This is a genomic window from Micromonospora sp. C41 (assembly GCF_018070485.1).
Taxonomy (GTDB): Bacteria; Actinomycetota; Actinomycetes; order Mycobacteriales; family Micromonosporaceae; genus Micromonospora; species Micromonospora chalcea.
This window is the reverse complement of record NZ_JAGPXP010000017.1, coordinates 52,635-68,671: the sequence shown is the minus strand read 5'-3', so window position 1 is coordinate 68,671 and position 16,037 is coordinate 52,635. Positions and strand designations below refer to the sequence as shown.

General features: G+C 75.8%; 10 protein-coding genes. 1 reads left to right on the top strand and 9 read right to left on the bottom strand.

What is annotated here, in order from left to right:
• Positions 1 to 550 precede the first annotated feature (550 nt).
• From KBX43_RS19220 to pdhA, 3 genes are read right to left on the bottom strand one after another with little or no spacing between them, the layout of a single operon-like run.
• Positions 551 to 1,885, bottom strand: a complete 1,335-nt coding sequence (locus KBX43_RS19220) for a dihydrolipoamide acetyltransferase family protein (RefSeq protein ID WP_210886340.1) — start codon at positions 1,883 to 1,885, stop codon at positions 551 to 553.
• 53 nt (positions 1,886 to 1,938) lie between these two features.
• A complete protein-coding gene (locus KBX43_RS19215; RefSeq protein ID WP_069088570.1) occupies positions 1,939 to 2,943 on the bottom strand; it encodes an alpha-ketoacid dehydrogenase subunit beta in 1,005 nt (334 codons plus the stop codon).
• Positions 2,943 to 4,142, bottom strand: a complete 1,200-nt coding sequence (gene pdhA, locus KBX43_RS19210) for a pyruvate dehydrogenase (acetyl-transferring) E1 component subunit alpha (RefSeq protein ID WP_043330070.1) — start codon at positions 4,140 to 4,142, stop codon at positions 2,943 to 2,945. Before pdhA ends, KBX43_RS19215 begins: the two co-directional genes overlap by 1 nt.
• Before the next feature lie 72 nt (positions 4,143 to 4,214).
• Here pdhA and KBX43_RS19205 point away from each other — a divergent pair, with 72 nt between their 5' ends.
• Positions 4,215 to 4,721: an Lrp/AsnC family transcriptional regulator gene (locus KBX43_RS19205; protein ID WP_030499924.1), complete on the top strand. Its 507-nt coding sequence runs from the start codon at positions 4,215 to 4,217 to the stop codon at positions 4,719 to 4,721.
• Positions 4,722 to 4,726: 5 nt separating this feature from the next.
• Here the strand turns inward: KBX43_RS19205 and KBX43_RS19200 are convergent, their stop codons facing one another.
• The 6 genes from KBX43_RS19200 to KBX43_RS19175 are packed head-to-tail and all read right to left on the bottom strand — an operon-like array spanning position 4,727 to position 16,028.
• Positions 4,727 to 5,707 (bottom strand): DNA polymerase domain-containing protein, encoded by a 981-nt coding sequence (locus tag KBX43_RS19200; protein ID WP_210886223.1) that lies wholly within the window; start codon positions 5,705 to 5,707, stop codon positions 4,727 to 4,729.
• Between the two features lie 34 nt (positions 5,708 to 5,741).
• Entirely contained in the window at positions 5,742 to 7,820 is a 2,079-nt protein-coding gene (locus tag KBX43_RS19195; protein ID WP_210886220.1) for a hypothetical protein, read from the bottom strand.
• Positions 7,821 to 7,829: 9 nt separating this feature from the next.
• Positions 7,830 to 8,942 (bottom strand): VWA domain-containing protein, encoded by a 1,113-nt coding sequence (locus tag KBX43_RS19190; RefSeq protein WP_210886213.1) that lies wholly within the window; start codon positions 8,940 to 8,942, stop codon positions 7,830 to 7,832.
• Positions 8,939 to 11,248, bottom strand: a complete 2,310-nt coding sequence (locus tag KBX43_RS19185) for a DUF5682 family protein (RefSeq protein WP_210886211.1) — start codon at positions 11,246 to 11,248, stop codon at positions 8,939 to 8,941. The genes KBX43_RS19190 and KBX43_RS19185 overlap by 4 nt, the downstream gene beginning before the upstream one ends.
• Positions 11,245 to 12,348, bottom strand: a complete 1,104-nt coding sequence (locus tag KBX43_RS19180; RefSeq protein ID WP_210886208.1) for an AAA family ATPase — start codon at positions 12,346 to 12,348, stop codon at positions 11,245 to 11,247. The genes KBX43_RS19185 and KBX43_RS19180 overlap by 4 nt, the downstream gene beginning before the upstream one ends.
• Entirely contained in the window at positions 12,345 to 16,028 is a 3,684-nt protein-coding gene (locus KBX43_RS19175; RefSeq protein WP_210886206.1) for a DUF4132 domain-containing protein, read from the bottom strand. Before KBX43_RS19175 ends, KBX43_RS19180 begins: the two co-directional genes overlap by 4 nt.
• Positions 16,029 to 16,037: the final 9 nt, after the last annotated feature.

Genomic DNA, 16,037 nt, shown 5'->3' with positions numbered 1-16,037 from the left:
CTGTAGGCCCGGGATCACGCCGTGGCACCTTCGGCGGAATTGCTCGGAAAAGGCTGCGGAGAATCGTGCCGGACAGGTAATTCCCGTCCCCGCTTGCGCCGCACGCGCCCTCCGCCCGGTTCCCCCTCACCTACTGCCCGGCCGCCCCCGGGTCCGTCGATCATGAAGTTGACGGCACACGATGTCCGTTTCATCCCCGTCAACCTCATGATCGACGAAGAAGGGGCGGCGTGAGGTTCCGACCCGGCGAGATCTTGGTACGAAACGGCCTCCACAGGGGCACTTTGCTACCAAGATCTCGACCGATCCCACCCACCGGAACAAGGGTCCCGCAAGACGGCCAGCGCTGGACTCCCTCGCTCGCGTCACCCGCGCCGCCGCGGCGATCTTGCAGTTGCGGCCCCGGAGAAGGGTGCGAATCGGGCACGTCGAGGGCCGCAAGTGCAAGATCGCGAGCGGGGGACGGGGAGCCCGGGGCGGGGAGCGGGGGCGGGGACGCGGCGCGGCCCCGGACCTCCGTGGGGAGGGCCGGGGCCGGGAGCCTGACCGGTCAGACGTTGGCGACCAGGAGGGCGGGCTGCTCGACGCAGTCGGCGACGTGGCGCAGGAAGCCGCCCGCCACCCCGCCGTCGCAGACCCGGTGGTCGAAGGTGAGGCTGATCTGGGTCACCTTGCGGACGGCGAGCTGCCCGTCCACCACCCACGGCTTGTCCACGATCCGGCCGACGCCCAGCAGCGCCGCCTCCGGGTGGTTGATGATCGGCGTCGAGCCGTCGACGCCGAACACGCCGTAGTTGTTGAGCGTGAACGTCCCGCCGGTCAGCCGTGCCGGGGGCAGCGTGCCGGCCCGGGCCGCCGCGGTGGTCTCGGCGAGCGCGGCGGCCAGCTCCCGGGTGGTCAGCCGCTGCGCGTCACGCAGCACCGGCACGACCAGGCCCCTGTCGGTCTGCGCGGCGATGCCCAGGTGCACGCCGGCGGACTGGATGATCCGCTGCCCCTCGGTGTCGACGTGCGCGTTGAGCTGCGGGAACTTCCGCAGGCCGCTGAGGCAGATCCGGGCCAGCAGGGCCAGGATGCTCACCGGCGCCTCCGGCGTGGCGGCGTTGATCGCGGCGCGCGTCTCCAGCAGGCCGGTGGCGTCCACGTCGACCCAGATGGTCACCTCCGGAATCTCCCGGCGGCTGCGGGAGAGCTTGTCGGCGATCACCTTGCGGATGCCGGTGAGCGGGATGACCGTGTCACCGTCGCCGGCCGGGGCGAGCCCGACGTGGGCGGCCGGGGCGTCCGGCACCGCGGCCAGCCGGGCCGCCGGAGCAGCAGCGGCCACGGCGGCGTCCAGGTCGGCCCGGCGGATCACGCCGCCCGGCCCGGTGCCGCGCAGCGACGCCAGGTCGATGCCGTGCTCCTTGGCCAGCCGCCGCACGATCGGCGAGATGACAAGCGGCGCCGCCGCCGGTCCGCCGGTCCGCGCCGGGTCGACCGACGCCGGCGCGGCCTCGGGAGCGAGCGCCAGACGCGGCCGACGCCGCCGCCGACCCGAGCCGCCGTGGCCGGTGCCGTAGCCGATCAGGACGTTTCCGGACCCGGCCCGCTCCTCCTCGCGGTAGGTGGCGTGCGGGTCGGGGGCGTCGTCGAGCGGGGCGATGGTGATCAGCGGCTGACCGACCGGGCGTACCTCACCGGCCGCGCCGTGCAGGGCCACGACCCGTCCGGCGTACGGGCACGGCACGTCGACGACGGCCTTGGCGGTCTCCACCTCGACCACGCTCTGGTCCACGGTGACCACGTCGCCGACGGCGACCCGCCACTCGACGATCTCCGCCTCGCTCAGCCCCTCCCCGAGGTCGGGCAGGAGGAAGTCGCGGGTCCCAAGAGCCGTGCTCATGCCGTGCCGGCCGGGCATGCCCTCACGGCCCTCGCTCCGCTCGGTGCGTTCGGTCATGCCGCCACCCACCTCGTGTCGGGCTGGTCGTCCCACTGCAGGCGGGCCACGGTGTCCAGCACCCGGTCGACCGAGGGCAGGTGGGTGTGCTCCAGCATCGGCGCCGGGTACGGGATGTCCAGCCCGGACACCCGCAGCACCGGCGCGTGCAGCGCATGGAAGCAGCGCTCCTGCACCCGCGCGGCGATCTCCGCGCCGACACCGGCGAAGCCCTGCGCCTCCTGGATCACCACGCACCGGCCGGTACGGCGTACCGAGGCGGTGACCGTGGCGTCGTCGAACGGCACGATGCTGCGCACGTCGACCACCTCCAGGTCCCAGCCCTCCTCGCGGGCGGCCTCGGCGGCGGCCAGCGCCACAGGCACCGCCGGCCCGTACGCGATAAGCGTCGCGTCGGTGCCGGGGCGGCGCACCACGGCGCTGCCGATCGGCGCGGTACGGGCCGGCAGCTCCGCCTCGGCGCTGGTGAAGTAGAGCTTCTTGGGCTCCAGGAACACCACCGGGTCGGGGTCGTCGATGGCGGCGCGCAGCAGCGAGTACGCGTCGTCCACGGTCGCGGGCGTGACCACCTTCAGGCCGGGCGTGTGCGCGTAGTACGCCTCGGACGAGTCGCAGTGGTGCTCCACGCCGCCGATGCCACCGGCGTACGGCACGCGGATGACGATCGGCACGCTCAACGCGCCGCGGGTGCGGTTGCGCAGCTTCGCCACGTGCGAGGCGATCTGCTCGAACGCCGGGTAGGCGAACGCGTCGAACTGCATCTCCACGACCGGCCGCAGCCCGGACATGGCCAGGCCGACGGCGAACCCGACGATGCCGGCCTCGGCGAGCGGGGTGTCGAAGCAGCGCTTGTCGCCGAACCGGGCCTGCAGCCCGTCGGTGATCCGGAAGACGCCGCCGAGCTGGCCGACGTCCTCACCGAAGACGACCACCCGCTCGTCGTCGAGCATCGCGTCGGCGAGCGCCGCGTTGAGCGCCTTCGCCATGGTCATGGTGGCCATCAGGCATCCCCCTCCGCGTCGGCGGCCAGCTCGGCCCGGACCATCTCGCGCTGCTCGACGAGTTGCGGCGTCGGCTCGGCGTACACGTGGTCGAACAGGCTCAGCGGGTCCACCGTGGGCTGGTCGTCCATCCGGCGGCGCAGCGCCGCGGCGTACTCCTCGGCCTCCTCGGCGATCGCCGCGACGGCGGCGTCGTCGAGGACGCCCTTGGCCCGCAGGTACGCCTCGAGCCGGGCGATCGGGTCGCGGTCGCGCCACGCCTCGACCTCGTCGGCGTCGCGGTAGCGGGTCTGGTCGTCGGCGTTGGTGTGCGGCTCCATCCGGTACGTGTGCGCCTCGACCAGGTAGGGGCCCTTGCCGGCGCGGGCGTGCGCGACGGCGCGCTCCAGCACCGCGAGCACGGCGACCGGGTCGTTGCCGTCGACCTGCTCGCTGGGTACGCCGTAGCCGACGCCCTTGTACGCGAGGCTCGGCGCGGCGGTCTGCCGGGACAGCGGCACGCTGATGGCGTACTTGTTGTTCTGCACCAGGTAGACGACGGGCGCCTTGAACACGGCGGCGAAGTTGATGCCCTCGTGGAAGTCGCCCTCGCTGGTGGCGCCGTCGCCGATGAACGCCAGCGCCACGGTGTCGCGGCCCTGGTACGACTCGCCGTAGGCCAGCCCGGCGGCGTGCACGCACTGGGTGGCGAGCGGGGTGCACTGCGGCGCGGTGCGGGTGGCGGCCGGGTCGTACCCGCAGTGCCAGTCGCCGCGCAGCAGCGTGAGCACCTCGACCGGGTCGAGGCCGCGGGCGGTCAGCGCCATCGACTCGCGGTACGTGGGGAACACCCAGTCGTCCTCGCGCAGCGCGAGCACGCCGCCGATCTGGCACGCCTCCTGGCCGCGCGCGGACGGGTAGACGGCGAGGCGGCCCTGCTTGGTGAGCGCGGTGGCCTGCACGTCGAAGCGGCGGCCGACGACCATCCGCCGGTACATCTCGCGCAGCGTCTCGACCGGCGGCTCCGGGTAGTCGTCGCGGGCCGGCAGCGGGGTCCCGTCGGGTTCGAGCAGCCGGACCGGTTCCCGCTGCGGCATGAAGCCGGCCGACGGGTCGGGTGCGGCCGGGGTGGTCTTCCGGCGGGTGCGCGGGGATGCCCTGCGGACCGCCTGGGGTGTGGTCGTCACGGCGGGGACCTCCTGGACGTGTGGTGGCCCTATGCTCCCGGTCGTGGATGATTGACTCAACATGCGGGATGAACGCGGGACGAATGGCACGGGAGGGCGGCTGCGGTGAGCCAGGAGACCGGCACCACACCGGGCGCGGCGGGCGGAACGGGACGTTCGGCCGGGCCGTTGGACGAGGTGGATCGGCGGATCCTGCGCGAGCTGGTCCGTGACGCCCGCACGTCCATCCGTACGCTGGCCGAACGGGTGCACGTCTCGCGTACCAACGCGTACGCCCGGGTGGAGCGGCTGCTGCGCGACGGGGTGCTGACCGGGTTCACCGCGCGGGTCGCGCCGGAGCCGGCCGGGCTGGGCACTTCGGCGTACATCGCGCTGACCATCGAGCAGAACACCTGGCGGGAGGTCTCCGCCGAGCTGGCCCGGGTGCGCTACATCGAGCACGCGGCGCTGCTCAGTGGCGAGCACGACGTCCTCGCGCTGGTCCGGGCGCCGGACAACGCGACGTTGCGGGACGTGGTGCTGGACCGGGTGCAGAGCATCGCCGGGGTGCTGTCGACGCGCACCTGGCTGGTGTTCGAGGAGTTCGACGGCACGCAGAGCCCCTGGGACTGACCGCCTCAGCGTTCCGGCGGCGACTCCAGCCCTTCGGCGTCGGCCCGCTCCAGCAGGGGTTCCAGCGAGTACCGCCGCCCGTCCAGCCCGGCGTGCGGGTCGCCGCGGTCGGCGAACCGCCCGGGCATGCTGACCACGTCGAAGTCCTCCGGGCGGGCGTCGTCCAGCTCGGACCACTCCAGCGGCGCCGAGACCAGCGCCGCCGGTGTCGGCCGGATCGAGTACGCCGAGGTCATGGTGTGGTCGCGGGCCATCTGGTTGTAGTCGACGAAGACCGGCCGGTCCCGCTGGTCGCGCCACCAGGTGGTGGTGACCAGATCGGGCAGGCGGCGCTGCATCTCCCGGCCCAGCGCGAGCACCGCCCGCCGGCACTCGCCGAAGCTCCAGCGCGGCTCGATCGAGACGTAGACGTGGATGCCGCGTCCGCCGGTGGTCTTCGGGAAGCCCTCCAGGCCCAGCTCGGCCAGGAACGCGCGTACCTCGTGCGCCACCGGCACCACCTGCGCGAAGTCGACACCCGGCATCGGGTCGAGGTCGATGCGCAGCTGGTCGGGGCGTTCCACGTCGCCCTTCGACACCGGCCACGGGTGGAACCGCAGCGTGCCCAGGTTGGCCGCCCAGATCACCACGGCCAGCTCGCTCGGGGCCACCTCGTCGGCGGTACGGCCGCTGGGGAACGTGATGTGCGCGGTGCGCACCCAGTCGGGCGCTCCGGCCGGAAGCCGCTTCTGGTAGAACGCGTCGCCCTTGTTGGTCTGCCGGGTGGCCACCTTGGCGCCCTCGAACACGCCGCGCGGCCAGCGTTCCAGCATGGTCGGCCGGTCCCGCAGCGCGCGCAGGATGCCGTCGCCGACGGACAGGAAGTAGTTGACCACGTCCAGCTTGGTCAGCCCGCGCTCCGGGAAGTAGGGCTTGTCGGGGCTGGAGACGCGGACCAGCCGCTCCCCCACCTGGATTTCCTGCGCCGCCGTGGTCGCCACCGTCACACCGTAGCGATCCTGGCCGGGCGTGGGGACCGGCTCACCGGGACTCCCCGGTGACCGACAGCCGGATCCAGGCGTCCACCCAGGCCCGTACCGCCGGTTCGCCGGGGTCGGCGCCGAGCGCGCCGGCCAGGCCGGACACTGTCGCGCCGCAGCGGTCCAGGCCGACCGCGGCGAGCCCGGCCGCCGTCGCGCGCAGCCGCTCCGGGAAGGCTGCCGGCAGGTGCCGCAGGCCGGTGTGCGCGGCCTGCGCGAGCAGCGCCACCGCCGCACCCAGCGCCGCGGCGACCGGGTCGGGCCGGGCGTCGACCGCGCCGGCCAGCCGCCCGTCACCCACTCCAGGCGCCAGATCGGGTACGACCACAGTGTCGGCGACCACCGCCAGCGGCTCGACGACGAGTCCGTCGGCGCCCCGGCGGACTGTCCCGCTGACGTAGCGCGGGGGCCCGTGTGTGCCGTCCAGTGCCGCCGCGAGCGCGTCGAGTGCACCCGGGGCGGCGGCGTGGTGAGTGGCGGTGACGGTCGCCGTGCCGCCGTCGGCCCCGGTCACCGTGGCGTGCAGGCGCTGTTCGCCGGCCGCGTACCCGATGGCGCGGACCTCGCCGAGCGCGAGCACCCGCACCGACTCGGCGGCGGTCCGGGGGCGCAGCAACCGGGGCGGCCGTCCGGCCAGCTCGGCGGCGAGCGCGTCCGGGTCGCGGGCGAGCAGGCCCGGCGGCAGACCGGACCAGTCCCCCGCGCCGGGCGTGACAGTGGTGCGGGCCAGCCGGCCGGCGGCGAACCGGAGCTGGTGCGCGGCGCTGCGCACCGCCGACTCGGAGACCACGTTGCCGCCGGCGAGCGCGCCGAGCGTGGCGCCGGTGATCCGCCGCCCGGCCAGCTCGCGCCCGGTGGGCGGGTCGTCGCCGGTGACCGGGTAGGCGCGGCGCAGCACCAGCACCGAGACGGCGGCCGGGTGGGCGAGCACCACGTCCACGCCCACCTCGCCGCCGCTGGACCGGACCCGGGCGCCGAGGCCGGTCAGCCGTACCCGCCGCAGCGGCGTCTCCGCCGGCTCGTGGGTGCCGAGTACCCGCTCCGGCGGGGTGGCCCCGGCGTTGACCACCGCGCGCCGCCGCGCGGGCAGCTCGGCGAGCAGGTCGGCGAGGGTCTCCGGCCGGTACCGGGCGCCGCGCGCGGCGTACGCCTCCAGTTGCCCGGCCAGGTCCTCCACGGCGAGCAGCGGCCAGCGCAGACCGGCCGCGTCGAGATCGCGCCGGGCGGCGGCGAGCCGGCCGTCCACGCCGGAGCCCAGGTGCGCGGCCCCGGTCAGCAACACGTCGGCGGCCAGCGCCACCGCCGCGTCCATCGCCGGGTGATCCGTCACGGTGGCCGGTCCGCCGACGCATACCTGCGCCTCGGGACGGTCCGGGTGTTCCCGGTCGGCCGCCCGGCACGCCCACACGGCGAGCGCGATCGACTCTCCGCCGTCGTCGGCGGCGTCGCCGCGCGCGTACCCGATCTGGCGGGGCACGAGGAACCGGACCGTGCCGGTGGGCAGCTCCACGCGCGGGACCGGGTCGGCGGCTTCCGGCCGGTGGACCACGGCGGTGTAGCCGCGGCGCAGCCGTCGCTTCGCGGCGGCGAGCGCCGGGGCGCCGATCGCGGCGGCCAGTTCCTCGTCGGTGACGTCGCCCGGCGACCATCGCCACGGTTCGCCGCCGGAGCCGGCGTCGTCCAGGCCCGGCGTGACGTCGTGGCCCGGCTCGGCGTCGTGGCTCGACGCGGCGTCGTGGCCCGGCACGGCCTGCCGGTCCGGCGCCGCGGGCTGGTCCGGCGCGACCTCGCGGCCGGGGGCGTCGGCGTGCGTGCGCTGGTAGGTCAGCACGACGGTGAGCAGGTGCCGGCACACGCCGGGCGCCGGGCAGGAGCAGATCCCGGCCGCGAGGCCGCCACCCACGGGCAGCGTCACCGTCACCCCGTCCGGGTACGCGGCGCGCACCGCGCCGTCGGCGTCCTCGGTGAGCACCGGCCGCTCACCGGCGTCGACCTCCCTGGTGGCGCGCTTCACCAGGCCCCTGTTGCTCAGCGCGGCCAGCACGTCCGGGGTGAGCGCGATCAGGTCGTCACGGGTCATCCGGTCCCCCTACCGGCCCACGTGCTCGGCCACGAACGCGGCCAGCTCGCCCGGCGTCATCGCGCCGACCGCGGCGCCCACGTCGGCCAGCCGCTGGGCGGTGGCCCGGTCGTACGCCGGGTCGGCTTCCTCGTCCAGCGCGGCGAGCGCCAGCACGTGCGTGCCCTGCTCCACGAGCTGCTGCACCGACCGGACCAGACGTCCGGCGTTCCCGCCCTCGTAGAAGTCGGACACCAGCGCGACGATGGCCCGGCGCGGGTTCTCCACGAGCTGCGCGCCGTACCCGACCGCGCGGGCGATGTCGGTGCCGCCGCCGAGCTGCACCTTCATCAGCAGCTCCACCGGGTCGTCCACGTCGGAGGTCAGGTCGACCACGTCGGTGTCGAACGCGACCAGGTGGGTGCGCACGCCCGGCAGCCCCCACAGGCAGGCGGCGGTCACCGCGGCGTGGATCACCGAGCCGAGCATCGAACCGGACTGGTCCACCAGCAGAATCACCTGCCAGCGGTCCAGGTGGCGGCGGGTACGGGAGAAGAAGTGCGGGTGCCGTACGTGCAGCCGGCGCTCGTCCGGCCGCCAGTGCGCCAGGTTCGCCCGGATGGTGCGCCGGACGTCAAAGTTGCGGGCCTGCCGGAACCGGCTGGGTCGTCGCGCCCGGGGCCCGGAGAACGACTGCCGTACCTCGGCGGCCAGCCGCTCGACCAGTTGCCGCACCACCGCCTCGACCAGCTTGCGGGCCAGGCGCAGCACCTCCGGGTCCATCAGGTGCTTGGTGCGTAGCACCGCGCGCAGCAGCGCCGGGTTCGGCTCGACCCGGGCCAGCACCGCCGGGTCGGTGACGACCTCGTGGATGCCGTACCGCTCGACCGCGTCGCGTTCCAGCCGCTGCACCGTCTCCTTCGGGAACAGCCGGGTGATCCCGTCCAGCCAGTCCACAGTGGTCAGCACGGACGGGCCGGACCCGCCGCGCCGCACGTCGCGGCGGCCGAGGTCGGCGTCGCGGCCGTAGAGCCAGTCCAGCGCCGCGTCCCGGCCGGCCGCCTCCGCCGACAGACCGCCCAGGCTGTCCTGCGCGGCGTCGCCGAGCACCAGCCGCCAGCGTTCCCGCATCGGGTCCGTCACGCCCGCTCCCCCTCCCACAGCCCTTCCCGGGCCAGCACCGCGTCGACCCGCTCCTCCACCGCGCGGGCGGCGGCCACCAGCAGCGGGTCGGCGTCCAGCCGCAGCAGGTCACCGGGCGGCGCGTCGCCGCCGTGCAGCGCCTGCACGTGCCGGGCCACCTCCGCCCGCTCCCGGGGCGGGAACCAGCCGAACGCCTGCCGCAGCGCGGGCAACGCCACCAGGAAGTCGTGCGCGCCCATCCCGGCCAGCAGTTCGTCGACGACCGTGAGCAGCGCGGCGTCGCCGGCCACCACCTCCTCGCGGGCCAGCGCGAACAACCCGGACAGCCAGTCACCGAGCGTGTCCGGCGCGGCCACGGCCCGGACCGCGCGGGCGGCGTCCGGCACGTCGCCCAGCGACCAGGCCAGGCCCAGCGCCGCGCCGCGCAGGTCCGGCGGGGCCGCCGCGTCGGCGGCGACCCGCCCGGCCACCGCGAGCGCGCCGTCGCGGTCGAGCCCGAGCGCGGGACCGGCGTGGCGGATCGCGTCCCGGACCGCGACGAGCGCGGCCAGCCGTCCCGGGTCGGCCGGCGCGGCCGTGGCCCGTACGCCCTCGACGAGCCAGAGCGCCCGGCGTACGGCGGCGGTGATCAGCGCGCCCAGCGGTGCGGTTCCGGCGCTGCCGAGGAGCCGGTCGTGCCGCCACAGCGCCAGCGCGACGGCGAGCGCCCGGCCCAGCGCCCGCAGGTCGGTGACCGTGCCGGTGGCGCGGGTGATCGCGGTGAGCGTGCGGGTGGAATGCTCGGAAAGCCCGGCCAGCGCGGTGTCGAACAGCGTCGTGGCGAGCGCGTCGACGTCGGCGCCGAGCAGCGTCATCCGCTCCTCGATCCGGGCGGTGACGGCGTCGGTGACGGTCGGCCCGTACCCACCGGCCTCGATCACCCGGGCGAGCCGGTCCGCCGACGGCGCGGGCGTCCAGCGTTCGGTGAGCAGCGCGTCCGCGCCCACCCGGGGGCCACTCTCGCGGCTGTGACCGGGTACGTCGAGCAGCCGCAGCCGGTGCAGCAGGCGGCTGCGGGCCAGGTCGCCGGAGACTGTCAGGTCCAGCTCGACCGTCTCCTGCGGATCGATCCGGTGCCGTGCCAGCTCGGCGTCGACGTCGTGCACGAGCGGCGGAAGTGGCGTGTCCGGGTGCAGGCGGCCGACCTGGTCGCCGCTGAGCGCTGCGACCATCTCCACCACCACCGGGTGCGCGCCGGGCGCGAGGGTGCCCCGGGTCGCCCACGGCAGCGGCTGGTCGAGCGCGTCGGTGACCAGCGCGGACACCAGAGCGTCGAGCACGTCGACCCGGCCCGGGTGGGCGTGGCCGCGCAGCCGGGCCAGGCCGCCGGCCATCGTCCGGGCGGCGATCAGGTCGGCGGTGGAGACGGGCTGCCGCCGGGCACGCAGCCGGGCCGCCACCGCCTCGGTGAGCGCCTCCGCGGCCCGGCGCGGCCCGTCCTCCCAGACCCGCTGGTAGTACGCCGGGGACGGCATCCCGGACTGGTAGCCGACGAACGCGTCGAGGCGCCGGAACGAGTACGGCACGAGGTAGCTGCCCGCCACCGCTTCCGGAGCCGGGGCGGGCACCTCCGGCCAGTCCTCGTCCTCCGGTCCGTCGTCCCCCGCCCCGGCGGTGAGCCGGACCAGGGCGGGACGGTGGAAGCCACCGGTCACCACCAGCACCGGGCGGCCGGCGGCCCGGCGGCGGGCGGCGCGTACCCAGCGGGCCATGTACGACTCGCGGGCGGTGTCGTCCGCCCCGGCCGCCGACTCGCCGCGCAGCACGTCGAAGTACGTGTCGAGGCGCTCGGCCAGCCCGTCGTCCGGGCCGATCTCGAACAGGTGGTCCCAGAGCGCGTCCACGTTGTCCACGGCGAGGGTGGCGCAGAGCCGGCGCACCGCCTCGGCGTACCGCTGGTCGGCGTCGGCGTACCGGTTGGCGCGGCCGGACAGCGCGGGATGCCACGCGGGCAGGTCGATGAAGCGCAGCTGCGCGCCCACCTCACGGCCGGCGGTCAGCGCCACCCACTCCGGCGAGTACGCGCAGAACGGGCTCCAGGAGACGTGCCGCCGGTTGCCGTCGCGGTGCGCGGTGAACACGGCGATCGGCAGCTCGTGGTCTCCCAGCAACTCGTCCATCCGCCCGTTCAGGTCCGCCGGCCCCTCCACCAGCACGTACGCCGGGCGCAGCCGCGCCACCGTGGCCGCGACCAGCCGGGCGCAGGCCGGGCTGTGATGCCGGACGCCGAGGAAGGTGACGCCGCCGGGCGCCTCGACGGTGCTCACCCGGGCAGCAGGTGCCGGGCGTCGTGCACCGCCCGCCACTGCGCGCCGGAGCGGCGGGACACCTGCTGTTCCAGGTAGCGACGCAGCCGGGCCAGGTCCTCCGCGTCGTCCTTCGCGGCGGTGCCGGCCAGGCAGGCGACCAGGTCGGCGGCGTCGCCGGGCTCGCCGCGCAGGAACCAGCCGCGCAGCCCGACCGCGTGCGCCACCGACACCGCCTCGGCGGTGCTCATCACCGCCGACAGCCGCTCCATCGCGTCGCCGCGTTCGGTGATCCCGGTCCGCAGCTCCCGGAACGTGGTGACCAGCACCTCCAGCAGGTCCCGGCGGGGCGGCGCGGTCACGCCGGAGCGGCGCAGCAACTCGCCCGCCTCGGCCTCCACCAGTTCCAGCTCGGTGCCGAGGTCGGGGATCGGGAAGACGGTCTCGAAGTTGAACCGCCGCTTCAGCGCGGCGCTCATCTCGTTGACGCCCCGGTCCCGGGTGTTCGCGGTGGCGATCACGTTGAAGCCCTCGCGGGCGAACACCATGGCGTCGGCGCCGGGCAGCTCCGGAATGGCGAGCACGCGGTCCGACAGCGGGGAGAGCAGGCAGTCCTGCACCTCCAGCGGGCAGCGGGTGATCTCCTCGAAGCGGACCACCCGCCCCTCGGCCATGCCGCGCAGCAGCGGCGCCGGCACCAGCGCGCGCGGCGACGGACCGTCGGCGACCAGCAGCGCGTAGTTCCACGAGTAGCGGATCTGGTCCTCGGTGGTGGCCGCGCCGCCCTGGATGGTGAGCGTGGAGTCGCCGCTGACCGCGGCCGCGAGCAGCTCCGACAGCAGCGACTTGGCGGTGCCGGGCTCGCCGACGAGCATCAGCCCGCGGCTGGTCGCCAGCGCCACCAGCGCCCGGTCGATCAGCGACGGGTCGCCGACGAACTTGCGCCGGATCCCGGCCGCCGGGTCACCTAGGATGAACCGGCGCGCGGCGCGCAGACTCAGCCGCCAGCCCGGCGGGCGCGGGTCACTGTCGTTCGCGGCCAGCGCGGCCAGCTCGTCGGCGTACCGCACCTCGGCCGGAGGCCGCTGGGCCCGCTCGACGGTCGGGTCGAGCGCGGTCACCGGGTCACCTCCGCCAGGTCGCGCAGCACCTCGGAGACGGTGACGTCGTCCAGGTCGCCGAGGCGGACCTTGCCGTCGCGCTGGAACCAGCCGCCGTACGGCACGTCGTTGACCCAGATCGCCTCGATCTTCTGGTCGGGGAACATGTCGACGATCCCGACCGCGATGCCGGGGTCGAGGTCGATCACCACCGCCCCGCCGCCGGGGACCTCGCGTTCCAGCCAGCTCTGGATGCCGGCGTCCTGCGGGTCGCCGCGCCGCCAGCCTCGCCGCTCCAGGCTGAGCAGCCGCCCGGCCGGGACCGTGACGCCCGCGTGCCGCCGCAGCAGCTTCTCCGCGCGCTCGGCCTCGTCCAGCCGGTGCACGTCGCGGCCGAGCTGCGGGAACGGCTGGAGGATCTCGTAGTCGGCGAAGACCTCCGCCCAGGCCGGCACCGCCGTGCCGAGGCGCAGCGGGTGCGCGATGGTGACGGTGGCGTCATCCGGCAGCGCGTACGTCTCGTCGTCGACGTCGGCGAGCGTGCGGTCCTCGGCGACCCGGAACGCGGTGACCACCTGACCGGCGTCGTCCACAGTGGCCCAGACCAGCCGGCGCACGACGTGCCACAGCAGCGGGTGGGACAGGAAGTAGCGGCGGAAGTCCGTGGCCGGCCAGCGCCGCCCGGTCACCATGGCCGTCTCGAAGCGGCGGATCTGGTCGGCGGCGAGCGTGCGCACGTCCTTCTTCAGGCCGGCGAAACGCTTGTGCGCGGCGGGCGCGAGCGTGGCGTCGTCCCGGGCGCCGGGCTTGGGCAGGTCCTTGCGGCGGGCGCCGGCGCCGTCCACCACGTACGGCTTGAGCTGCTCGTCGAAGCCGACGGTGAACCGGCGCGGCCCGTAGTCGAGGACCAGACTGCCGTCGGCGTCCAGCCCGAGGTCGGGCACCAGCCGGTCGCCGAGCTGCTCGGGCGTCAGCCCCAGCCCGTCGGCGACCTCGGTGACCTTGCGGGCCGCCTGCTCCCGCAGGCCGCGGAACTTCACCTTCTGCGAGATGCCGTACAGGTGCATCAGCGCCACGTCGGTGCCGATCTGCGCCAGCACCTCCAGGCCGGTCACCGCCCGGGCGTGCTGGCTCTCACCCGGCCAGGCCCGGACCAACGGCGCGAGCCGCCGCGCGGTCGAGTCGTCGCCGAGCAGCCCCAGCGCGGTGAACGCCCAGCCGTCCCTCGACGGCGCGCCGGCGGCCTGCCAGCTCTCGAACAGCGCCCAGCCGAACTCCGCCAGGGAGTCGCTGTCGCACGCCGCGCGGACGATCTCCACCCCCGGGTACGGCTCGCCGGGCGCGGAGATGGCGAGCATCGTGCAGAGGTGGCGTACCGCCTCGGCGGGCAGCGCCGCCGAACGGTCCCGCAGCAGCACCTGCGGCAGCACCGCCGGGTCCAGCCACGCCGGCAGGCTCGGCATCCGGGCCGGGAGCTGCGCCAGCGGGTCCGCGTCGAGCATCGCCGTGGCGGCGGCGAGCGCCTCCTCGCCGTGCTCGCGGGCCACGCCGAGGAGCGTGTCGCGGTGTTCGGCGGCGACCAGGCGCAGCGCCCGCTCGGCGGCCCGGCGGCGCGGGCCGGGCGCGCCCAGGGCAGCCGGCAGCAGCGCCCGCACGGCGTACTCCGGGTGCCGCCGCAGCCAGGCCCGGGCGACCGGGCGGGCCGTCTTGAGCCGGTCGAGCCAGTCGGCCATCAGGTCGGCGACCTCGCCGTCGGCGTACGGCAGCAGCACCTCGCCGACACTCTTCGGCGCGGTACGGGCCAGGTGCAGCGCGGTGGGCAGCGCGTCCAGCTCGTAGCGCCCGGCGAGGCGGGACATCCACTCGTCGGCGCCCCAGGACTCGGTGGGCCGCCAGGCCGGCAGCAGCGGCCGGGCCAGTTCCTCGGTGGCCCGGACGAAGAAGTGGATCGCCGCTGACGATCCGGCTCGCCCGGCGGCGACCTCGGCGGCCAGCACGGTCAGGTCGTCACCCCGCCACCAGCCGGACCAGCGGGGCACCACCGCGGCCCACCGCTCCCGCTCGCCCGGCAGCCAGGCCGTGGCGGACCCGGCGGGACGGGCCAGCCCGTCCACCACCGGCGGGGCGGAACGTGGGCGGCGGACCGACCAGGGCGGGGACACCAGCACCGGCGGCAGCCGGTCCGGCCCGGCGGCCGGCAGCGCGGAGGCGTCGTCGTGGATCCGCTCGATTCGCTCCCGCTGTGCCGGGGCCAGCGTCGGCAGCGCCGCCTCGACAGCGGCCGGGTTGGCCAGCACGTGGGCGCGCAGCAACGTGGCTGCCTCCCGCGCAGCCGGGCTGCGCCCCTCGGCGGCGGCGGACAGCAGGCGCACGCCGCGCACCGGGAAGCGGCGCAGCATCTCCGTCACCGCGGGCGGCACGTACCTACGGTCCAGCCGGTCGAGCAGCGCCGCCATCGGCTCGTCGCCGGGCAGGGCCGCCAGCAGCGACGCCAGCCGCTGCCGCGCGTCCGCGCCGGCGTGCTCGTGGTCGAACCATTCGGTCAGCAGCGGCGCGATCGGCGACCCGACCGCCGCGGTGGCGGTGACGATCGGCGCCTGGTCGTACATCAGCCGGTAGACCGCCAGGTGCCCGCTGAGGGCGTGGATCGCGTCCACCTCGTCGACCGCGCCCAGCAGCAGCTCGGCGAGCAGCGGGCCCCCGTCGCGCGCCACGTCGGCGGCGTCCCGGGCCACCCACTCCCGCTCGGTCGGCAGCAGGAACGAGGTGACCACCCGCGTCGCCAACGGCCCGGACCGGTACGGGACCAGCGCGGCGCGGGCCGCGGCGTAGTCGTCGTCGCCGGCCGCCGCGAGATGGGCGCGGACCCGGCGCAGCACGGACTGGCGCAGCCGCCAGTGGCCGTAGTTCTGCGACTTCTCCGCCCTGATGCGGTTCAGCGGCAGCGGGGACATCGACCCGGCGGCAGCCACGGTGATCTGCTCGGTCGCGGCGACGGCCGCACCGGCCGGACCGAGATCGATGGCCAGCAGGTCGCCGAGGGCCAGCCCTTGCTGGTCGCGCCCGTGATAGCCGAGCGCCATGGCCACCGCCGCCACCAGCGCGGCACCGCCCAGCGGACCGGGCTCGCCGTCGAGGTAGCCGCGCAGCGCCGGACCCAGCTCCGGGTCGGTGGTGGCCCGGGCGATGGCGGCGACCTGGTCGGCCACCGAGTCCAGCACCTTCCGCCCGGCGGCCCGCCCCTTCGCGGCGCTGGGCAGGGTCGGGCCCGGTGCGCCGCCCCGGCGCGGGGCCAGCATCCGTCGCCAGCCGGCCGGGACCTCGAACGCGTCCTCGTCCGGCAGGTCGCCGGCGGGCGACGCGGCCGACGGCGTCCCGGCCCGGTCGCTGCCGGCCGAACCAGCGCCGGCCGGATCGGCGACGGTCGCCTCCGGTTCGTGGCTCGGCCCGGCCGGCCCGACGGCCGGCGCGCCGGTGTGCCCGGCGGAGGGCGCGGCGGTCGCCTCGGCGTACCCCTTGCGCAGTTTCTCCGCGATCAGCCGGTCGGCGTGCGCGGCGGCCTCGGCCGGCGAACCCAGCTCCTTGACCTGGGTGCGGCCCTGCGCGCCGAGGGATCCATAGCGGACCGTCACCGTCGCGTCGCGCTGCCCGACCTCCCAGAACTTGGCCGAACCGCCGCCCACGAACTCGAATCTGCGCACACCGTCTCC